General features: G+C 65.3%; 14 protein-coding genes. 7 read left to right on the plus strand and 7 right to left on the minus strand.

Annotated features, from left to right (window positions below; genetic code table 11):
• Nucleotides 1-111 precede the first annotated feature (111 nt).
• A complete protein-coding gene (locus IE100_RS13380) occupies nt 112-606 on the minus strand; it encodes a 2-thiouracil desulfurase family protein (protein WP_189374859.1) in 495 nt (164 codons plus the stop codon).
• Nucleotides 603-2069, minus strand: a complete 1467-nt coding sequence (pdxR, locus tag IE100_RS13385) for a MocR-like pyridoxine biosynthesis transcription factor PdxR (protein ID WP_189374860.1) — start codon at nt 2067-2069, stop codon at nt 603-605. The genes IE100_RS13380 and pdxR overlap by 4 nt, the downstream gene beginning before the upstream one ends.
• 93 nt (nt 2070-2162) lie before the next feature.
• On the opposite strand from pdxR, the gene IE100_RS13390 reads away from it, so the two are divergent.
• The 5 genes from IE100_RS13390 (at nt 2163) to IE100_RS13410 (ending at nt 8147) form a co-directional block, all read left to right on the plus strand.
• Entirely contained in the window at nt 2163-2627 is a 465-nt protein-coding gene (locus IE100_RS13390; protein WP_189374861.1) for an OsmC family protein, read from the plus strand.
• Nucleotides 2628-2640: 13 nt separating this feature from the next.
• A complete protein-coding gene (locus IE100_RS13395; RefSeq protein WP_189374862.1) occupies nt 2641-3057 on the plus strand; it encodes a rhodanese-like domain-containing protein in 417 nt (138 codons plus the stop codon).
• A gap of 9 nt (nt 3058-3066) precedes the next feature.
• A complete protein-coding gene (locus tag IE100_RS13400) occupies nt 3067-4227 on the plus strand; it encodes a GNAT family N-acetyltransferase (RefSeq protein ID WP_189374863.1) in 1161 nt (386 codons plus the stop codon).
• Between the two features lie 73 nt (nt 4228-4300).
• Entirely contained in the window at nt 4301-5734 is a 1434-nt protein-coding gene (locus tag IE100_RS13405; protein WP_189374864.1) for a hypothetical protein, read from the plus strand.
• Between the two features lie 52 nt (nt 5735-5786).
• Nucleotides 5787-8147 (plus strand): diguanylate cyclase, encoded by a 2361-nt coding sequence (locus IE100_RS13410; protein ID WP_189374865.1) that lies wholly within the window; start codon nt 5787-5789, stop codon nt 8145-8147.
• Between the two features lie 106 nt (nt 8148-8253).
• On the opposite strand, the gene gabD is transcribed toward IE100_RS13410, so the two are convergent.
• Together gabD and gabT are read right to left on the minus strand one after the other, a co-directional pair.
• Nucleotides 8254-9714 carry an NADP-dependent succinate-semialdehyde dehydrogenase gene (gabD, locus tag IE100_RS13415; protein WP_189374866.1) on the minus strand — a complete coding sequence of 487 codons (1461 nt, stop codon included), beginning with the start codon at nt 9712-9714 and terminating at the stop codon, nt 8254-8256.
• Between the two features lie 78 nt (nt 9715-9792).
• Nucleotides 9793-11058, minus strand: coding sequence for a 4-aminobutyrate--2-oxoglutarate transaminase (gene gabT / locus IE100_RS13420; RefSeq protein ID WP_189374867.1), 1266 nt, complete (start codon nt 11056-11058; stop codon nt 9793-9795).
• 325 nt (nt 11059-11383) lie between these two features.
• Between gabT and IE100_RS13425 the strand changes: the two genes are divergently transcribed.
• Together IE100_RS13425 and IE100_RS13430 are read left to right on the plus strand one after the other, a co-directional pair.
• Nucleotides 11384-11884, plus strand: coding sequence for a pilus assembly FimT family protein (locus IE100_RS13425; protein ID WP_189374868.1), 501 nt, complete (start codon nt 11384-11386; stop codon nt 11882-11884).
• A complete protein-coding gene (locus tag IE100_RS13430) occupies nt 11878-12306 on the plus strand; it encodes a type IV pilin protein (RefSeq protein WP_189374869.1) in 429 nt (142 codons plus the stop codon). The genes IE100_RS13425 and IE100_RS13430 overlap by 7 nt, the downstream gene beginning before the upstream one ends.
• 172 nt (nt 12307-12478) lie before the next feature.
• On the opposite strand, the gene IE100_RS13435 is transcribed toward IE100_RS13430, so the two are convergent.
• The 3 genes from IE100_RS13435 to aroK all read right to left on the minus strand — a co-directional run bounded on the left by IE100_RS13435 (nt 12479) and on the right by aroK (nt 14589).
• On the minus strand, nt 12479-12868 hold the full coding sequence (locus tag IE100_RS13435; RefSeq protein ID WP_189374870.1) for a type IV pilus assembly protein FimV: 390 nt from the start codon (nt 12866-12868) through the stop codon (nt 12479-12481).
• Between the two features lie 78 nt (nt 12869-12946).
• Nucleotides 12947-14038: a 3-dehydroquinate synthase gene (gene aroB / locus IE100_RS13440; RefSeq protein ID WP_189374871.1), complete on the minus strand. Its 1092-nt coding sequence runs from the start codon at nt 14036-14038 to the stop codon at nt 12947-12949.
• Between the two features lie 2 nt (nt 14039-14040).
• On the minus strand, nt 14041-14589 hold the full coding sequence (gene aroK / locus IE100_RS13445) for a shikimate kinase AroK (protein ID WP_189374872.1): 549 nt from the start codon (nt 14587-14589) through the stop codon (nt 14041-14043).
• Nucleotides 14590-14601: the final 12 nt, after the last annotated feature.

Below are 14601 nucleotides of genomic sequence, written 5' to 3' on the forward strand. Positions count from 1 at the left end.
CGAATACGGAACATGGAAAGCCCGGCCTGACGGCCGGGCTTGGCTTTTGGATGGGCTGGAGGGCATCACACCGCCGCGGCCTGCAGGGAGCCAGGCCGCACTTGCCGGCAGCTATGGCTGCTGCTTGGTAGGGTGCAGCAGCCCGTCCATCTCGTTTTCATTGAAAACGTTAATGCCGTGTCGTTGCAACAGGGCGGCAGTCACGCCGCTGCCGGGCTGTAATTGCTGATCGAAGTGTCCTCTATAGATCTGCCGGTTGCCGCAGGACGGGCTGTTGGCCTTGAGCAGTGCCTGCCGGCAGCCGTGCTGGATGGCGCTGTCGAGTGCCTGTCGCGCGCCGTCAATGAATGCGCGGCTGACATCCTGCCCTGCCTGTGTGATAACGCGGGCGCGGCCGTCGAGTACGTCACCACCGTCGCCGCCACTGATTTCGGCCGCTGGGCGCGGTGTCGGCAAGCCGCCTTGGCACTCCGGGCAGATGCTGAACAGCTGGTAGCGACGAGTCAACTCGAAGAGTTCCGGTGCCAGCAGGGCCTTGCCGTGGCCGTCATAACGCACCGGTTGTCCCAGCAGGCAGGCGCTGATCAGTAGTGGCGGTTTGTTCATCCCTTTTTCTCCTGTTCCTGGAGTAGCCTGGCCAGTACCTGAGCGCCATGCCGGATCGCGTGCTGATCGATGCCGGCATAGCCGAGAACCAGACCTTGCTGTTGTGGTGTCGCCAGGTAGTGACGCGCTAGTGGCCGCAGCCAGATGCCCTGTGTCGCGGCGGCCTGGCTCAGTGCCAGTTCCTGCTGGCCGGGGGGCAGGCCGGCTACCAGGTGCATGCCGGCCTCGCCCGGCGACAACACCAGCCGTTCGGCGGCGGAGTCGGCCAGTGCCTGGCGCAGTACCTGTTGCCGCTCACGATACAGCTCGCGCATGCGGCGCACGTGGCGGGCGAAGTGTCCGGCGGCGATAAAGTCGGCCAGAGCCGCCTGTACCGGATACTGACCTTCCCGGTACAGGCGGGCATTGGCGCTGCGAAAGGCGTCGATCAGCGCATCCGGCACCACAAGATAGCCGATGCGCAGCCCGGGATACATCACCTTGCTGAAGGTGCCGATGTAGATCACCCGGTCGTCCGGTGCCATGCCCTGTAGCGCCGGCAACGGCTGCGAGCGGTAGCGGAACTCGCTGTCGTAGTCGTCCTCGATGATCCACGCCTGCGCCTGTTCGGCGTGCTGTAGCAAGGCCAGCCGTCGCGACAGGCTCATCACTACCCCGGACGGATACTGGTGCGACGGCGTGGTGTAGATCAGGCGCGGCGGGCGCGGGTCGGCGACCTGCTGCGGCGCCAGACCTTCGGCGTCCACCGGTGCCGGCAGCAGCGTCAGGCCGGCACCGCGGAACGCGGCATGGGCGCCGGCATAGCCGGGTTCTTCCACCCAGGCGATGTCTCCGGGATCGGCGAGCAAGCGGGCTGTCAGCTCCAGCCCTTGCTGTGCGCCGTTGGTGATCAGGATCTGTTCAGGCCGGCAGCGCACCGAACGCGACAGCTGCAGGTATTCCGCCAAGACCTCGCGCAACGCCGGCAGGCCGCCGTCGGCGGTGTAGTTGAGCATCGCCGGATGCGCCTGTCGCTGGTGACGGGACAGCAGTTGCTGCCAGCAGTGATGCGGGAACTGGCGGATTTCCGGCACCCCCGGGGCGAAGGCGCCGCTCAGCCCCTGCGGCAGGCCGCAGCTGGCGAACAGGCTGGCGCCGCGCGCCGACAGCCCTAATGGCAGGCGCCGGGCCGGCAGCGGCGTCTGCTGTCGTTGGCGGAACAGGCCGGTAACATAGGTGCCGGCACCGTGGCGCGTACACAGATAGCCTTCCGCCTGCAGCTGTTCGTAGGCGTTCAGCACCGTGTTGCGGCCAACCTTGAGGCTGGTGGCCAGCTCGCGGCTGGCCGGCAGCAGGGTGTCGCCAGCCAGGCGACCGTCGCTGATCCACTGTCGCAGCAGCCGCGTCAGCTGCCGTGACAAGCCTTCCTTGCTGTGCCGCTCCAGACTGGCGGCCAGTGCCTCGCTGATCCATGCTGCTTGCAAAGTGGCTCCCTTTCATTTTGATAGTTTGGCTCTGTTGCAGGGCCGCTTATCTTTTTACCATGGTGTCATTCTCAGGCAAACAGGAGTGTCAGCATGGCAGTGTATACAGCCCGATGTAGTTGGCAGCGTAACGGCCAGCGCTTTACCGACAATGCTTACAGCCGGCGCCACCAGCTGGTTTTTGATGGCGGTGTGGTGCTACCTGCATCGTCGTCACCCCACGTGGTACGCGTTCCGTTCTCTGACCCGCAGGCGGCGGACCCGGAGGAAATGCTGGTGGCCTCGGTCTCCAGCTGTCACATGCTGTGGTTCCTGTCGCAGGCGGCAGAGCAGGGCTGGCTGGTGGATGACTACGATGATGCCGCCGAAGGCGTGATGACGAAATCCCCCGAAGACAAGTTGTGGGTAAGTTGTATTACCTTGCGGCCAACGGTGTTGTTTGGTGGCAAGCAGCCGGACGAGGCCGCCGTGCATGCGCTGCATCATGCCGCGCACGAAGCCTGTTTTATTGCCAACTCGCTGCGCACGGAGATTCGCTGCGAGCCGGTATTTGCCTGAAAGGGGCCTAGGTATGAACAACATCGACCCACAGCAATTGGCGTTTTACCAGGCCAAACTGGCGTACGAGATCGACAGCTGGGATGTGATGGATCAACTGCAGCAGGGCGTGGCGCTGCTGCTGGTGGATGGCCGCTCGCCGGCGGCCTACGCCGCCGAGACCCTGCCCGGCGCCATCAACCTGCCGCATCGCGGCATTACTGCCGAAAGCACCGCGCAGCTGCCGCGCGACGTACTGCTGGTGACTTTCTGCGACGGCATCGGCTGCAACGCCTCCACCAAGACCGCGCTGAAGCTGGCCAAGCTGGGCTTCACGGTGAAGGAGCTGCAGGGTGGGGTGGACTGGTGGAAGCGCGACGGCTACCCCACGGTGGCCGGCGGCGCCCGCTGCGACATCAACACGGCCGCCGACTGCGGCTGCGGAGGCTGAAACATGAACATGCAATACGATCAATACGGCCAGGCGCTGGGCGTGACGGTAGACAACTGGCAGGGCGCCACCCCGCCGCAGCGAGTCACCCTGCAGGGGCGCAGTTGCCGCGTGGAGCCGTTCAGCCGCCAGCAGCACGGTGCCGGGCTGCGCGCGGCGCTGGAGCTGGACGTGGACGGCCGCGACTGGGCCTACCTGATGCCGCGCCCGCAGACGGATGCCGACTGGCACAACTGGTTCGGCATGATGGAAGACAGCCGCGACCCGCTGTTCTTCGCCATCGTCGATCAGACCAGCGGCCAGGCCATCGGCAGCTGTAGCTACCTGCGCATCGATCCGGTCATGGGCGTCATCGAAATCGGCTGGCTGCGTTTCTCGCCGCTGCTGCAGCGTAGCGTGGCCGCCACCGAGGCGATGTATTTGCTGATGCGGCAGGCCTTCGACTGGGGCTACCGCCGCTACGAATGGAAGTGCAATGCGCTGAATGCACCGTCGATGCGTGCCGCGCCGCGGCTGGGCTTCACCTTCGAGGGCATCTTCCGCCAGGCGCGGGTGAACTGGGGGCGGAACCGCGACACCGCCTGGTTCAGCCTGCTGGACAGCGAGTGGCCGGCCAACCGCGCCGCGCTGGAAGCGTGGCTGGATGCGGCCAACTTCGATGCCGCGGGCAAGCAGCAGCGCAGCCTGGACGAGTGCCGCCGCGCGCTGGCGGCGCAGACGCAGCAGGACGGCGTGCGGCTGGCGACGCTGGCCGACCTGCCGCAGCTGACTCCCCTGTTCGACGGCTACCGCCGGTTCTACGGCCGTCACGACGATGCCGCCACCTCGCAGGATTTCATCCGCCAGCGGCTGCTGCAGGGCGATGCCACCATCCTGGTGTACGAGCAGGCGGGCGAGCTGCAGGGCTTCACCCAGCTGTACCCGCTGTTTAGCTCGGTGGCGACGGCACCGGTCTGGCTGTTGAATGATCTGTTCGTGGCGGCACCGGCGCGGCGGGACGGGGTTGGCCGCAAGCTGCTGCTGGCGGCCGGCGAACTGGCACGACAACACGGCGTGGCACGGCTGGAGCTGGCCACCGCTCACGACAACCTTGCCGCGCAGATACTGTACGAGAGCCTGGGCTGGCAACGCGATGTGGCGTTCCGGCGTTACCAGCTGGCACTAAATTAGCCTAACTGTTAGCTATGCTTCTGGCGTCGGAGTAAAATCAACGGTTTTACAAGGCAGCATCGACGCCAGACGCATGAAACTCCATCCGCGCAATGTCCCGATCAAGGGCGATCCATTCATTCCCAGCCGTTTCATCTTTGGTGACGCCGTCGAAGAGAAAGGGCTGGAGCCTTACGAATACGTGATTCATACCCAGGAGCCGGTGTTCGTCTGTCGTCTGGTGGGCATGGATCTGACGCCGTTCGACGGCCGCGACCAGGAAGGCTTCCGCAGCGTGGTGCTGTACGACGAAAGCCATCACCTGACGCACTACGTCACCAACTCCGGCTTCCGCCTGTTCGATTTCAACTTCTGGGGCGAGATCCCGACCGCCGCGCAATTGCAGAAGATCTGCGACGAGGCGATGCAGGTCTACCAGCGGCTGCAGAAGGCCTATATCGACCGCGAGGTGGCACCGAAGGAGCGCGATTTCCGCCTGGTGCCGACCGAGCCGCTGCCGCCGGCAGAGCGGCAGGCGCGCATCGCCGAGCTGCTCGCACTCAGCCGTGACGCCCAGCAGAATCCGGTGAAGCGCATCCAGCTGGCGGCACTGGTGCAGCAGGTGCTGTCCGGCGGCGACCAGGCGGTGTTTACCGAGGCGCAGCTGGCGTTGCAGGGCGAGGCCGCGGCGCGCAAGCTGCTGCTGGATTGCGCCCACGACACCATCGCCTTCCCCGAGGTGATGCGCCCGGACGGCAGTGTCGCCTCCTACGAGCTGTGGGCGTTCCCGGTGGTGTTCTCGCGGGCGCAGGGCGGGGTGTGGTGGCACTTCCCGCTGCTGGAACAGGTGGAGCCGCCGCTGGCGGAGGCACTGCAGCTGGCGCCGGAGACCATCCTGTGGATGTCGCCGACCATCTTCACCGTCGACAGCCTGGCCGAACGCAGCTGCCAGTCGCTGGTGCACTTGGCGCCGACCATGGACGCCGGTTGCGATCTGGCGCTGCACGACGTTGCCGCCGCGCGCGCGAGCTTCGAGGCCGCCTCCACCGTCAACGAGCCGCAGCTGGTGCTGGCGTGGCTGCCGTTCATCGTCGAGCGCGGCAAGCTGCCGCTGGCGCAGGTGCGTCGCCATGCGCGCGAGGCACTGGACGCCACCATGCCGCTGGTGCAGCAGGCGCTGTCGGCGGAGATGGTGTACGGCGAGGCCGAGCTGTTCATGCCGCTGCCGTGGTGGGAAGCGCTGGCCGCCGGTACCGCCGCCTACAACCGCAAGCGTTTTGCCTTGACCATGGCGGTACTGGCCGGTAGCGAGCTGCCGGACGGGCTGCACGCCGAGGCGGAATACCAGCCGGAACACCAGGCTTACGATGTGCGCCTGCTGGGCGCCTCGCAGCAGCTGCTGGCCCGTACGCCGTGGCTGTTGACGCCGGACCTGAGCCCGGACCGCAGCCTGGTGTGGCAGGACCTGCAGTCCTGCCTGCGCCAGGCCGGGATTCCGGTCACCGAGCACACCCCGAAACTGCATTGAACGGCAGCGCCGCCTGCCATAGCCAACCATTGCGAGGGTGCCGAGCCGGGTCATGTTCGAGAGTGTGATGTTGTCGACGCTGCGCCTGCGTCTGCTGGTACTGGGTGGCCTGTTTCTGGCGCTGCTGTTGCTGCTGGCCGGTAGCGGCGTCTACGTGCAGGACCGCACGGCGCTGCGCGAGGTGCAGGCACGTAGCCTGGAAACCTTGGCCGCAAGGTTGGCCGCCGATGTCGACGACCGCGTGCGTACGCGGCAGGTGCTACTGGAGCAGGCTGCGGCCAGCCTGCAGCTGGCGCCGGAGCGGTTCGAGCAGCAGGGGCCGGCGCTGATCGCGCGCCTGCGTCACCTGAAAGGCATGTTCAACAGCGTGCTGCTGTACGACCGCAAGGGCAATGTCATTGCCGACTACCCCGGGCTGCCGGATCGGCTAGGCCTCAATGTCGCCGATCAGGACTATTTCCGCGCCACCCGCGACTCCCTGCGGCCGCAGGTGTCGGAACCGGTGCGGATGAGTGGCGGGCTGAAGCGCAGCGCGATCGTGTTCACTGCGCCGGTATTCAGCGCCGAAGGCCAGCTCGCCGGGGTGCTGGGCGGCAGTCTGGAGTTGTACGCGCCGGAGTTCTTCGGCGAGTTGCAAAACATCGCCATCGGGCAGGGCGGGGTCCTGACCATCCATAGCGTACGCAGCCAGCTGGCCATCCTGCACGCCGACGCCGGCGACAGCGAGCCGGCTGCGGCGGCCGACCCGTTGCTGCAGCATGCCCTCGGCGGCGGCGCCGGCCAGGCCGCGGTGGGCGACAGCCATGGTGTGCCGGCACTGCAGGTCTACCAGCGCCTGCGCAATGTGCCGTGGCTGCTCGGCGTGGTGCTGCCGCTGCACGAGGTGATGCAGCCGGCGCGCGTGCTGGGCCGCCACCATCTCTTGCTGCTGCTGGCCATACTGCTGCTGTCGCTGCCACTGGCGTGGTGGGGCATGCGTCGCCTGCTGCGGCCGCTGGGCCGGCTACAGAACCAGCTCACGGTGCTGCAGGGCGATCCGTACGCCGCGGTGCCGGCGCTGGGTTGCCGCGAGCTGCAGCGCATCGCCCACGAGGTGGCGGCCGCCAGCCGTCGCCGTGCCGACTGCGAACGGCAGCTCGCCGCGCGCGACGCCCTGTTCGGCACCCTGAACGAGGTGTCGCCGATGGGGGTGCTGGTGGTGGATGCGCAGGCGCGCCTGCAGTCGCTCAATCCGGCCAGCATGCGCGTCGCCGGCCTGCCGGCGGCGGAGATCGGCAACTGGATCGGCCGCCACTGGCTGGACGAGATCCACCCCGACAGCCTGCCGCAGGTGGCCGGGCAGTGGCAGCAATTGCTGGCCACCGGCAGCGGCTTCGAACTGCTGTGCCGGCTCAAGCATCGCGACGGCTGCCGGGTGATGGCGGAACTGCGCTTCAGCGAGCTGGCCGCCAGCGGTGGCGAACGCCGTTTCCTCGGCCTGGTCAGCGATGTCAGCGCCCGCGAAGAGGCGCGCGGCAGCCTGCAGGCCGAGCGTGAACGCAGCATGTTGCTGCTGGGCGCGATCGGCGACGCGGTGGTGCTGACCAACCGCATGGACGAGATCGAGTACGCCAATCCGCCGGCGCTGGCGCTGTTCGGAGTGCCGGCCTCGGACGTGCTCGGCCGTCTGCTGGGCGTGTTCATGAATCTGGTCAGCCCGGAGACCGGGCTGGCGGTGCCGCTGCGCGACATCGAGCGCGATGCCGCCGGCAAGCCGCTGGCGCTGGATCTGCTCAGCCGCGACATGCGGGTGCAGCCGGTGCTGCTGACGCTGTCGGTGATGACCGGCAGCGGCCCGCTGCAGGGCTACAAGGTGGTGGTGGTGCGCGACGACGGCGAGCGGCAGCAGCGCGTGCAGCAGCAGCGCTGGGAAGCCCGCCACGACGTGCTGACCGGGCTGCGCAACCGCCGCGCCTTCCTCGCCGCACTGGGCGAGGTGCTCGACGACAACCGCGTGCACTACCAGCCGCACGTGCTGGCGATGATCGATCTCGACCACTTCAAGGCGGTCAACGACAGCGCCGGCCACGAGGGCGGCGACCTGCTGCTGCAGGATGTGGCGCGCATCATGCAGCGCCAGGTGCGCAGCAGCGACATCGTCGCGCGCCTGGGGGGCGATGAGTTCGCCATCCTGCTGTGCCACTGCGAGCTGGACGTCGCCGAGCGCATGCTGCGCGAGTTGCTGCAGGCGATCGACGCCCACATCGTGTACTTGGGCGAGCGCGCGTTCCGCATCAGCGCCAGTATCGGCGTGACCATGATCCAGCCGCAGGACGAGCGGGCGCAGCCGGTGCTGTCGCGCGCCGACGACGGCTGCTACCAGGCCAAGCAGCGCGGCCGCAATTGTCTGGTACTGCACGCGGGCGTGCTCTGAGGGCGCCGGCGCGGATCGGTGACCGGAAATGACAAAGCCGGTGTCGTTGACACCGGCTTTGTCATGCTCAAGGTTGGCCGCAAGCGGCCAACCCGTCTGTCACGGCTTACTTGTCGATGCCACCCAGCAGCACGTACTTGATTTCCAGGTAGTCTTCGATGCCGTACTTGGAGCCTTCGCGGCCCAGGCCGGACTGCTTCACGCCACCGAACGGTGCGGCTTCGTTGGACAGGATGCCGCTGTTCACCGCCACCATGCCGTATTCCAGGCCTTCGGACACGCGGAAGATACGGCCGATGTCGCGGGCGTAGAAGTAGGAAGCCAGGCCGAACTCGGTGTCGTTGGCCATCTGGATCGCTTCTTCTTCGGTCTTGAAGCGGAACAGCGGTGCCAGCGGGCCGAAGGTTTCTTCCTTGGCCACTTTCATTTCCGGGGTCACGCCGGTGATCACGGTCGGTTCGAAGAAGCTGTAGCCCAGGTCGTGGCGCTTGCCGCCGGTGACCAGGTTGCCGCCCTTGGCCAGTGCGTCGGCGATGTGCTCTTCCACCTTGGCGACCGCGTTTTCGTCGATCATCGGGCCCTGGGTCACGCCGGCTTCCAGGCCGTTACCCACTTTCAGCTTGGCTACCGCGGCGGCGAACTTGGCGGCGAAAGCATCGTACACACCGTCCTGCACCAGCAGGCGGTTGGCGCACACGCAGGTCTGGCCGGCGTTGCGGTACTTGGAGATCATCGCGCCTTCCACGGCGGCGTCCAGGTCGGCATCGTCGAACACGATGAACGGTGCGTTGCCGCCCAGTTCCATCGATACCTTCTTCACGGTTTCGGCACACTGGCTGATCAGCTTGCGGCCAACCTCGGTGGAGCCGGTGAAGGAGAATTTCTTCACCGTGTCGCTACCGGTGAGCACGCCGCCGATTTCGGTGGAGCCGCCGGTGAGTACCGAGAACACGCCTGCCGGAATGCCGGCGCGCTCGGCCAGCACGGCGATGGCCAGTGCCGACAGCGGGGTCTGGCTGGCCGGGCGTACCACCATCGGGCAGCCGGCGGCCAGTGCCGGGGCGGCCTTGCGGGTGATCATGGCATTGGGGAAGTTCCACGGGGTGATCGCGGCGGTCACGCCGATCGGTTCCTTGCTCACCAGGATGCGCTTGTCGGCGCCGGTGGACGGAATGGTGTCGCCGTAGATGCGCTTGGCTTCTTCGGCATACCACTCGATGTAGCTGGCGCCGTAGGCGATTTCGCCCTTGGCCTCGGCCAGCGGCTTGCCCTGTTCGCTGGTCAGGATCACCGCCAGGTCGTCCTGGTTCGCCATCATCAGGTCGAACCACTTGCGCAGGATGCCGGCGCGCTCCTTGGCGGACTTTTTCTTCCAGCTCTTGAAGGCTTCGGCGGCGCCGTCTACGGCGCGCTGGGCTTCGGCGCTACCCATTTTCGGCACGTGGGCGATGGTTTCGCCGGTGGCCGGGTTGGTTACCGCAATGGTCTGGCCGCTATCGGCATCCAGCCACTGGCCGTTGATGTAGCACTGCTGACGCAGCAGAGAAGGATCTTTCAGGTTCAGCATGGTGTTGTGTCCTTGTTATGCAATGCGGCCAACGTTGCGTGGTGCAAGGTTGGCCGCAGGTCAGTTCAGTTCAGGCGATCAGGCCTTGATGGCGGCAACCAGCTTCTGCAGCGCTTCTTCGAAGATGGCGTCTTCGATGGTCAGCGGGAACAGGAAGCGGACAACGTTACCGTATACGCCACAAGTCAGCAGGATCAGGCCGGCTTCCAGCGCCTTGGTCTGCACTTTCTTGGTGAAGTCGGCATCGGCTTCGTGGCTGCCAGCCTTGTTGAATTCCACGGCGATCATAGCGCCCAGGCCGCGCACTTCGGCGATCTGCGGTACTTCGGCTTTCAGACCGTTGATGGTTTCCTTCAGCTGGTTGCCCAGTTTGTTGGCGCGCTCCAGCAGTTTTTCTTCCTGAATGGCCTGGATCACGGCCTTGGAAGCTGCCAGTGCCAGCGGGCTGCCGGCGTAGGTGCCGCCCAGGCCGCCCGGTGCCGGTGCGTCCATGATTTCGGCCTTGCCGACTACAGCGGAGATCGGGAAACCACCTGCCATCGATTTGGCCATGGTCATCAGGTCCGGCGCCACATCGTAGTGTTCCATGGCGAAGAACTTGCCGGTACGGGCAAAGCCGGCCTGCACTTCGTCGGCGATCATCAGAATGCCGTGCTTGTCGCACAGGGCGCGTACAGCGCGTACCCATTCGGCCGGTGCGGCGTAGAAACCACCTTCGCCCTGTACCGGTTCGAAGATGATGGCGGCCACGCGGGTGGCTTCGATGTCGTACTTGAACAGGTGCTCGATGCTGGCGATGGAGTCTTCAACCGATACGCCGTGCAGCGGGTTCGGGAACAGGCCGTGGTACACGTCGGACGGGAACGGGCCGAAACCGATCTTGTACGGGGCAACCTTGCCGGTCAGTGCCATGCCCATCAGGGTACGGCCGTGGAAGCCGCCGCCGAAGGCGATGATGCCCGGACGGCCGGTAGCGGCGCGGGCGATTTTCACGGCGTTCTCCACGGCTTCGGCGCCGGTGGTGTAGAACGCGGTTTTCTTGGCGTAGTTGCCCGGGGTCAGCTGGTTCAGCTTTTCGGCAACTTCGATATACAGTTCGTACGGCACCACCTGGTAGCAGGTGTGGCTGAATTTGTTCAGCTGCTCGGCAACGGCGGCCTGTACCTTGTCGTGCAGGTGGCCGGTGTTCAGTACGCCGATACCACCGGCAAAGTCGATGTAACGCTTGCCTTCGGTGTCCCAGATCTCGGCATTCTTCGCGCGCTCGGCGAAGAAGGAACACATTACGCCTACACCGCGCGGGGTAGCGTTGGCTTTACGTTGCATCAGTTCTTGCGGACTCATGAATTTCTCCTTTGGACGGCCCTGCCTTGTCTGCTGGAGATGAGCTCGCCCAGCACCGGCTAGAGTATTGGCTCATTCTATGCCGGTGTTTAGTAAAAAGCTACGGGTGATCGATAAGTTAAACATGCGCCGTCGCAAAATTACCAATCGCACCTGGCGCTGGGTGGTGTGACGCGGCGCGCCACACTGCGGCCAACGTGTCGCGATACATCTTGCTGATTTTTAATGCCAATTAAAAATCATATGGCATTATTTGTCGATGAATTTGCCGGAGAGGTGTGCAGACATGTCGCGGGTTCATGGCTTTTCACTGTTGCAAATGTTGATGACGTTGCTGCTCGGGGGCATCGTGCTGTCGTTTGCCGTCCCGGCGTGGAGCGGCATGGCGCGGGAACGGGTGTTGCAGGCCTATATCGGCCGTCTGCATGTCCTGTTGCTGCGTGCCCGGAATGATGCGCTGCTGCGGCAGCAGCCGGTGTACGTCTGTGCTGTCAACATGAAGCTGAACCAGGACCCGCAAGGCTGTTTTGCCAATCCACCGCTTAGTGCCGGTGTGCGGCACTGGCACGAGGGCGTGCTGCTGTACCAGGACCGGGCGGGTGGACGGTTGGCGCTCTACGACTCCAAGGAGGCGTTGCAGGTGCTGCCGCTGAAGGCCACGCCGGCGGCGCCGCAGCTGCTGGTGTCGGTGCCGCGCTTCGAGGTCGGGGAGTGGGGGGGGCTGAAGAACGTGCAGTCGGTGCGCTTCACGGTGCAGGATCAGCATGGCGGCTGCCGGCAACTGCAGGTATCGGTGCCGATGCGCATCCGCGCGCAGCCATGCTAGTGCGGCGCGGTTTCACCCTGCTTGAGTTGCTGTTGGTGCTGGTATTGCTCGGCATTCTGTCGGCGGCCGCCTTGCCAGCGTATCAGGGCTATGTGCAGCGTAGTCAGCGGGCGCAGGCGATTGCCCTGCTGCAGGAAAACGCGATCTTTCTGGAAGAGTTTTACCATCGCCACGGCAGCTACAAACTGACACCGACCCGCTGGCCGGCGTTGCCGGTCCCGGTCTCGCCACCGGACGGGGTCGCGCAGTACCAGCTGGCATTCGGCACCTTGCCACGCAACACCGACGACGGTTACTACGTGCTGCGCGCCACGCGCTTGCGAGTGGCGGACGAAACGGAGGTGATTTCGCTGACGCAAACCGGAATCATCAAGCGCTGTGTCCGGCGTGACGGTGTGGAGCGGTGCGAGCTGGTGCACTGATGCGTGGGAGTGTCCGCGCCTTACCGCAGAGTGAGCGGCAGGGCACGGCAGGGCGTGCATTGGCGCAGCGCCGCACTCTGTTGAAGGCGGCGGCGTGACAGGGGACATGGGGGTGGAAAGATGGAGGGGAGGTTATCCGCCGCTTGTCCTGCCCGTGCAGCAGCAAGCCGGTTCAGTGCATGTGCTGCTGGAACAGCGGATGGTCCGGCGCCAGGCTGCGGCCAACGTGACAGATGTGCGCCCACTCCGGGCGGTGTGCCAGTTTGCTCTGCAGTGTGGCGGCCAGCTGGCAGTAGTCGTGGCTGCTTTCCAGCAGGAAGTAGGTGTGCAGCAGCAGGATGTGCGCCGGCAGGTTATCCGGCTCGGTCCGGATGGTGTGGCGCAGCACTTGGCGTGCCCGCTTGTAGCGCTGGTAGGTGAGGTACACCTCGGCCTCGCCGACCGGGTCGATGCCGCGCTGCCGTGGCGGCACGAAGCGCAGCTGGTGCATCAGCTCGCCCGGATGGGCGATGTCGGCAACGGTATCAAAGGCTTTGGCGACATCGGCAAGTAGGCGCAGCATGGTGATCTCTCCTCGTTGGAGCAACCATTTTGCCGTGCGCTACCCGCCGCGACAATTCGTAGAAATGCGTAGTGGTATTTACGGGGCGCTGCCGACGAAACGGCTGTTCAGGGTTTGCTCCAGGATTGCGGCGGGCAGCTTTGCGACAACGGCATGGCCCAGCGACTGCAGCAGCACGAAACGGATCTCGCCGCCTTCCACTTTCTTGTCATGGCCCATCAGCTCGATCCAGCGCGCAGTACCCAGTGCAGGTGCCAGCGTCGGCAGGCCGGCCTGCTGCAGTATGAGCTCCACCCGCGCGACCTGCGCCTGATCCAGCCAGCCCAGTTGTCGTGACGCCTCGGCCGCCAGCAGCATGCCGGCGCCGACGGCTTCGCCGTGCAGCCAGGTGCCAAAGCCGAGGCCGGCCTCGATGGCGTGACCAAAGGTGTGGCCGAGATTGAGCAGCGCGCGCATGCCCTGTTCCTTCTCGTCCTGCGCCACGATGTCGGCCTTCATCTTGCAGGAGTGTTCCACCGCGTAGGCCAGCGCCTGCTTGTCGCGCTTGCGCAGCGCGAGCATGTTCTGCTCCAGCCAGCCCAGAAACTGCTCGTCGCCTAGCAGGCCGTACTTGATGATCTCGGCCAGGCCCGCCGACAGTTCGCGCTCCGGCAGCGTGTCCAGCAAGTCCATGTCGGCAATCACCGCCTGCGGCTGATAGAACGCGCCTATCATGTTCTTGCCTTGCGGATGATTGATCGCGGTCTTGCCTCCGACGGAAGAGTCGACCTGGGCCAGCAGGGTGGTCGGAATCTGGATGAAGGGCACGCCGCGCTGGTAACAGGCGGCGGCGAAACCGGTCATGTCGCCGATGACGCCGCCACCCAGTGCGATCAGCGTGGTGCTGCGCTCGCAGCGGTGCGACAGCAGCGCGTCAAATATCTGGTTCAGGGTGTCCCAGGTCTTGAAGTCTTCCCCGTCCGGCAGCACTACCGGCAGGCAGCTGACGCCGGCCTGCTCCAGGCTGCGCAGTAGCGGCTCAAGATACAGCGCCGCCACAGTGGTATTGGTGACGATGGCCACGCGAGGCTGCTTGAGGTGGGGGGTAATCAGCTCGACCTTGCCGAGTAACTGCTGACCGATGTGGATGGGGTAACGGGTATCGGGAAGAACAAGATCGAGCGTTTTCATGGTCAGTTGGATTTCGGACAGGTCAGGAGCTCGGCCAACTGCTGTTCCAGTCGGGCAATCAGCACGTTAACGTTTTGATGGGAGGTGTCGATGGTCAGGTCGGCCACTTCGCGATACAGCGGGTCGCGCTGGGCAAACAGCTCTTCCAGCTTGGCACGCGGGTTGCCGGTCTGCAGCAGCGGGCGGCTCTTGTCGTGCAGGGTGCGGGCCAGAATGTCGTCGATCTGGGCGCGCAGATAGATCACGGTGCCGTGGCTGCGCAGTGCTTGCCGGTTTTCCGGTGCCAGAATGGCACCGCCCCCGGTGGCCAGCACGATATTGTCCATCGCACACAGCTCGGCGATGGTGTCTCGCTCCCGCTCGCGAAAGCGCTGCTCACCCTCGATGTCGAAGATGGTCGTGATGCGAACACCGGTGCGCTTTTCGATCTCGTGGTCCGAGTCGAAAAACTGTTTGCCGGTGTGGCGGGCAAGGGTGCGGCCAACCGTGGTTTTGCCGGCACCCATCAAGCCGACCAGAAAGATATTGCCTGCCAGTTTCATGCCCAGCATTGTAAAGGAAGT

The sequence above is a fragment of the Vogesella alkaliphila genome, assembly GCF_014652475.1.
GTDB classification, from domain to species: Bacteria; Pseudomonadota; Gammaproteobacteria; order Burkholderiales; family Chromobacteriaceae; genus Vogesella; species Vogesella alkaliphila.

Bases quoted from the DNA above. Each gene is read 5' to 3' on its own strand.
- IE100_RS13405 (WP_189374864.1), top strand. From the start codon at position 4,301: ATGAAACTCCATCCGCGCAATGTCCCGATCAAGGGCGATCCATTCATT.
- IE100_RS13410 (WP_189374865.1), top strand. From the start codon at position 5,787: ATGTTCGAGAGTGTGATGTTGTCGACGCTGCGCCTGCGTCTGCTGGTA.
- IE100_RS13380 (WP_189374859.1), bottom strand. From the start codon at position 606: ATGAACAAACCGCCACTACTGATCAGCGCCTGCCTGCTGGGACAACCG.
- IE100_RS13435 (WP_189374870.1), bottom strand. From the start codon at position 12,868: ATGCTGCGCCTACTTGCCGATGTCGCCAAAGCCTTTGATACCGTTGCC.
- aroK (WP_189374872.1), bottom strand. From the start codon at position 14,589: ATGCTGGGCATGAAACTGGCAGGCAATATCTTTCTGGTCGGCTTGATG.
- gabD (WP_189374866.1), bottom strand. From the start codon at position 9,714: ATGCTGAACCTGAAAGATCCTTCTCTGCTGCGTCAGCAGTGCTACATC.
- IE100_RS13390 (WP_189374861.1), top strand. From the start codon at position 2,163: ATGGCAGTGTATACAGCCCGATGTAGTTGGCAGCGTAACGGCCAGCGC.
- IE100_RS13400 (WP_189374863.1), top strand. From the start codon at position 3,067: ATGCAATACGATCAATACGGCCAGGCGCTGGGCGTGACGGTAGACAAC.
- aroB (WP_189374871.1), bottom strand. From the start codon at position 14,038: ATGAAAACGCTCGATCTTGTTCTTCCCGATACCCGTTACCCCATCCAC.
- IE100_RS13395 (WP_189374862.1), top strand. From the start codon at position 2,641: ATGAACAACATCGACCCACAGCAATTGGCGTTTTACCAGGCCAAACTG.
- IE100_RS13425 (WP_189374868.1), top strand. From the start codon at position 11,384: ATGACGTTGCTGCTCGGGGGCATCGTGCTGTCGTTTGCCGTCCCGGCG.
- IE100_RS13430 (WP_189374869.1), top strand. From the start codon at position 11,878: ATGCTAGTGCGGCGCGGTTTCACCCTGCTTGAGTTGCTGTTGGTGCTG.
- gabT (WP_189374867.1), bottom strand. From the start codon at position 11,058: ATGAGTCCGCAAGAACTGATGCAACGTAAAGCCAACGCTACCCCGCGC.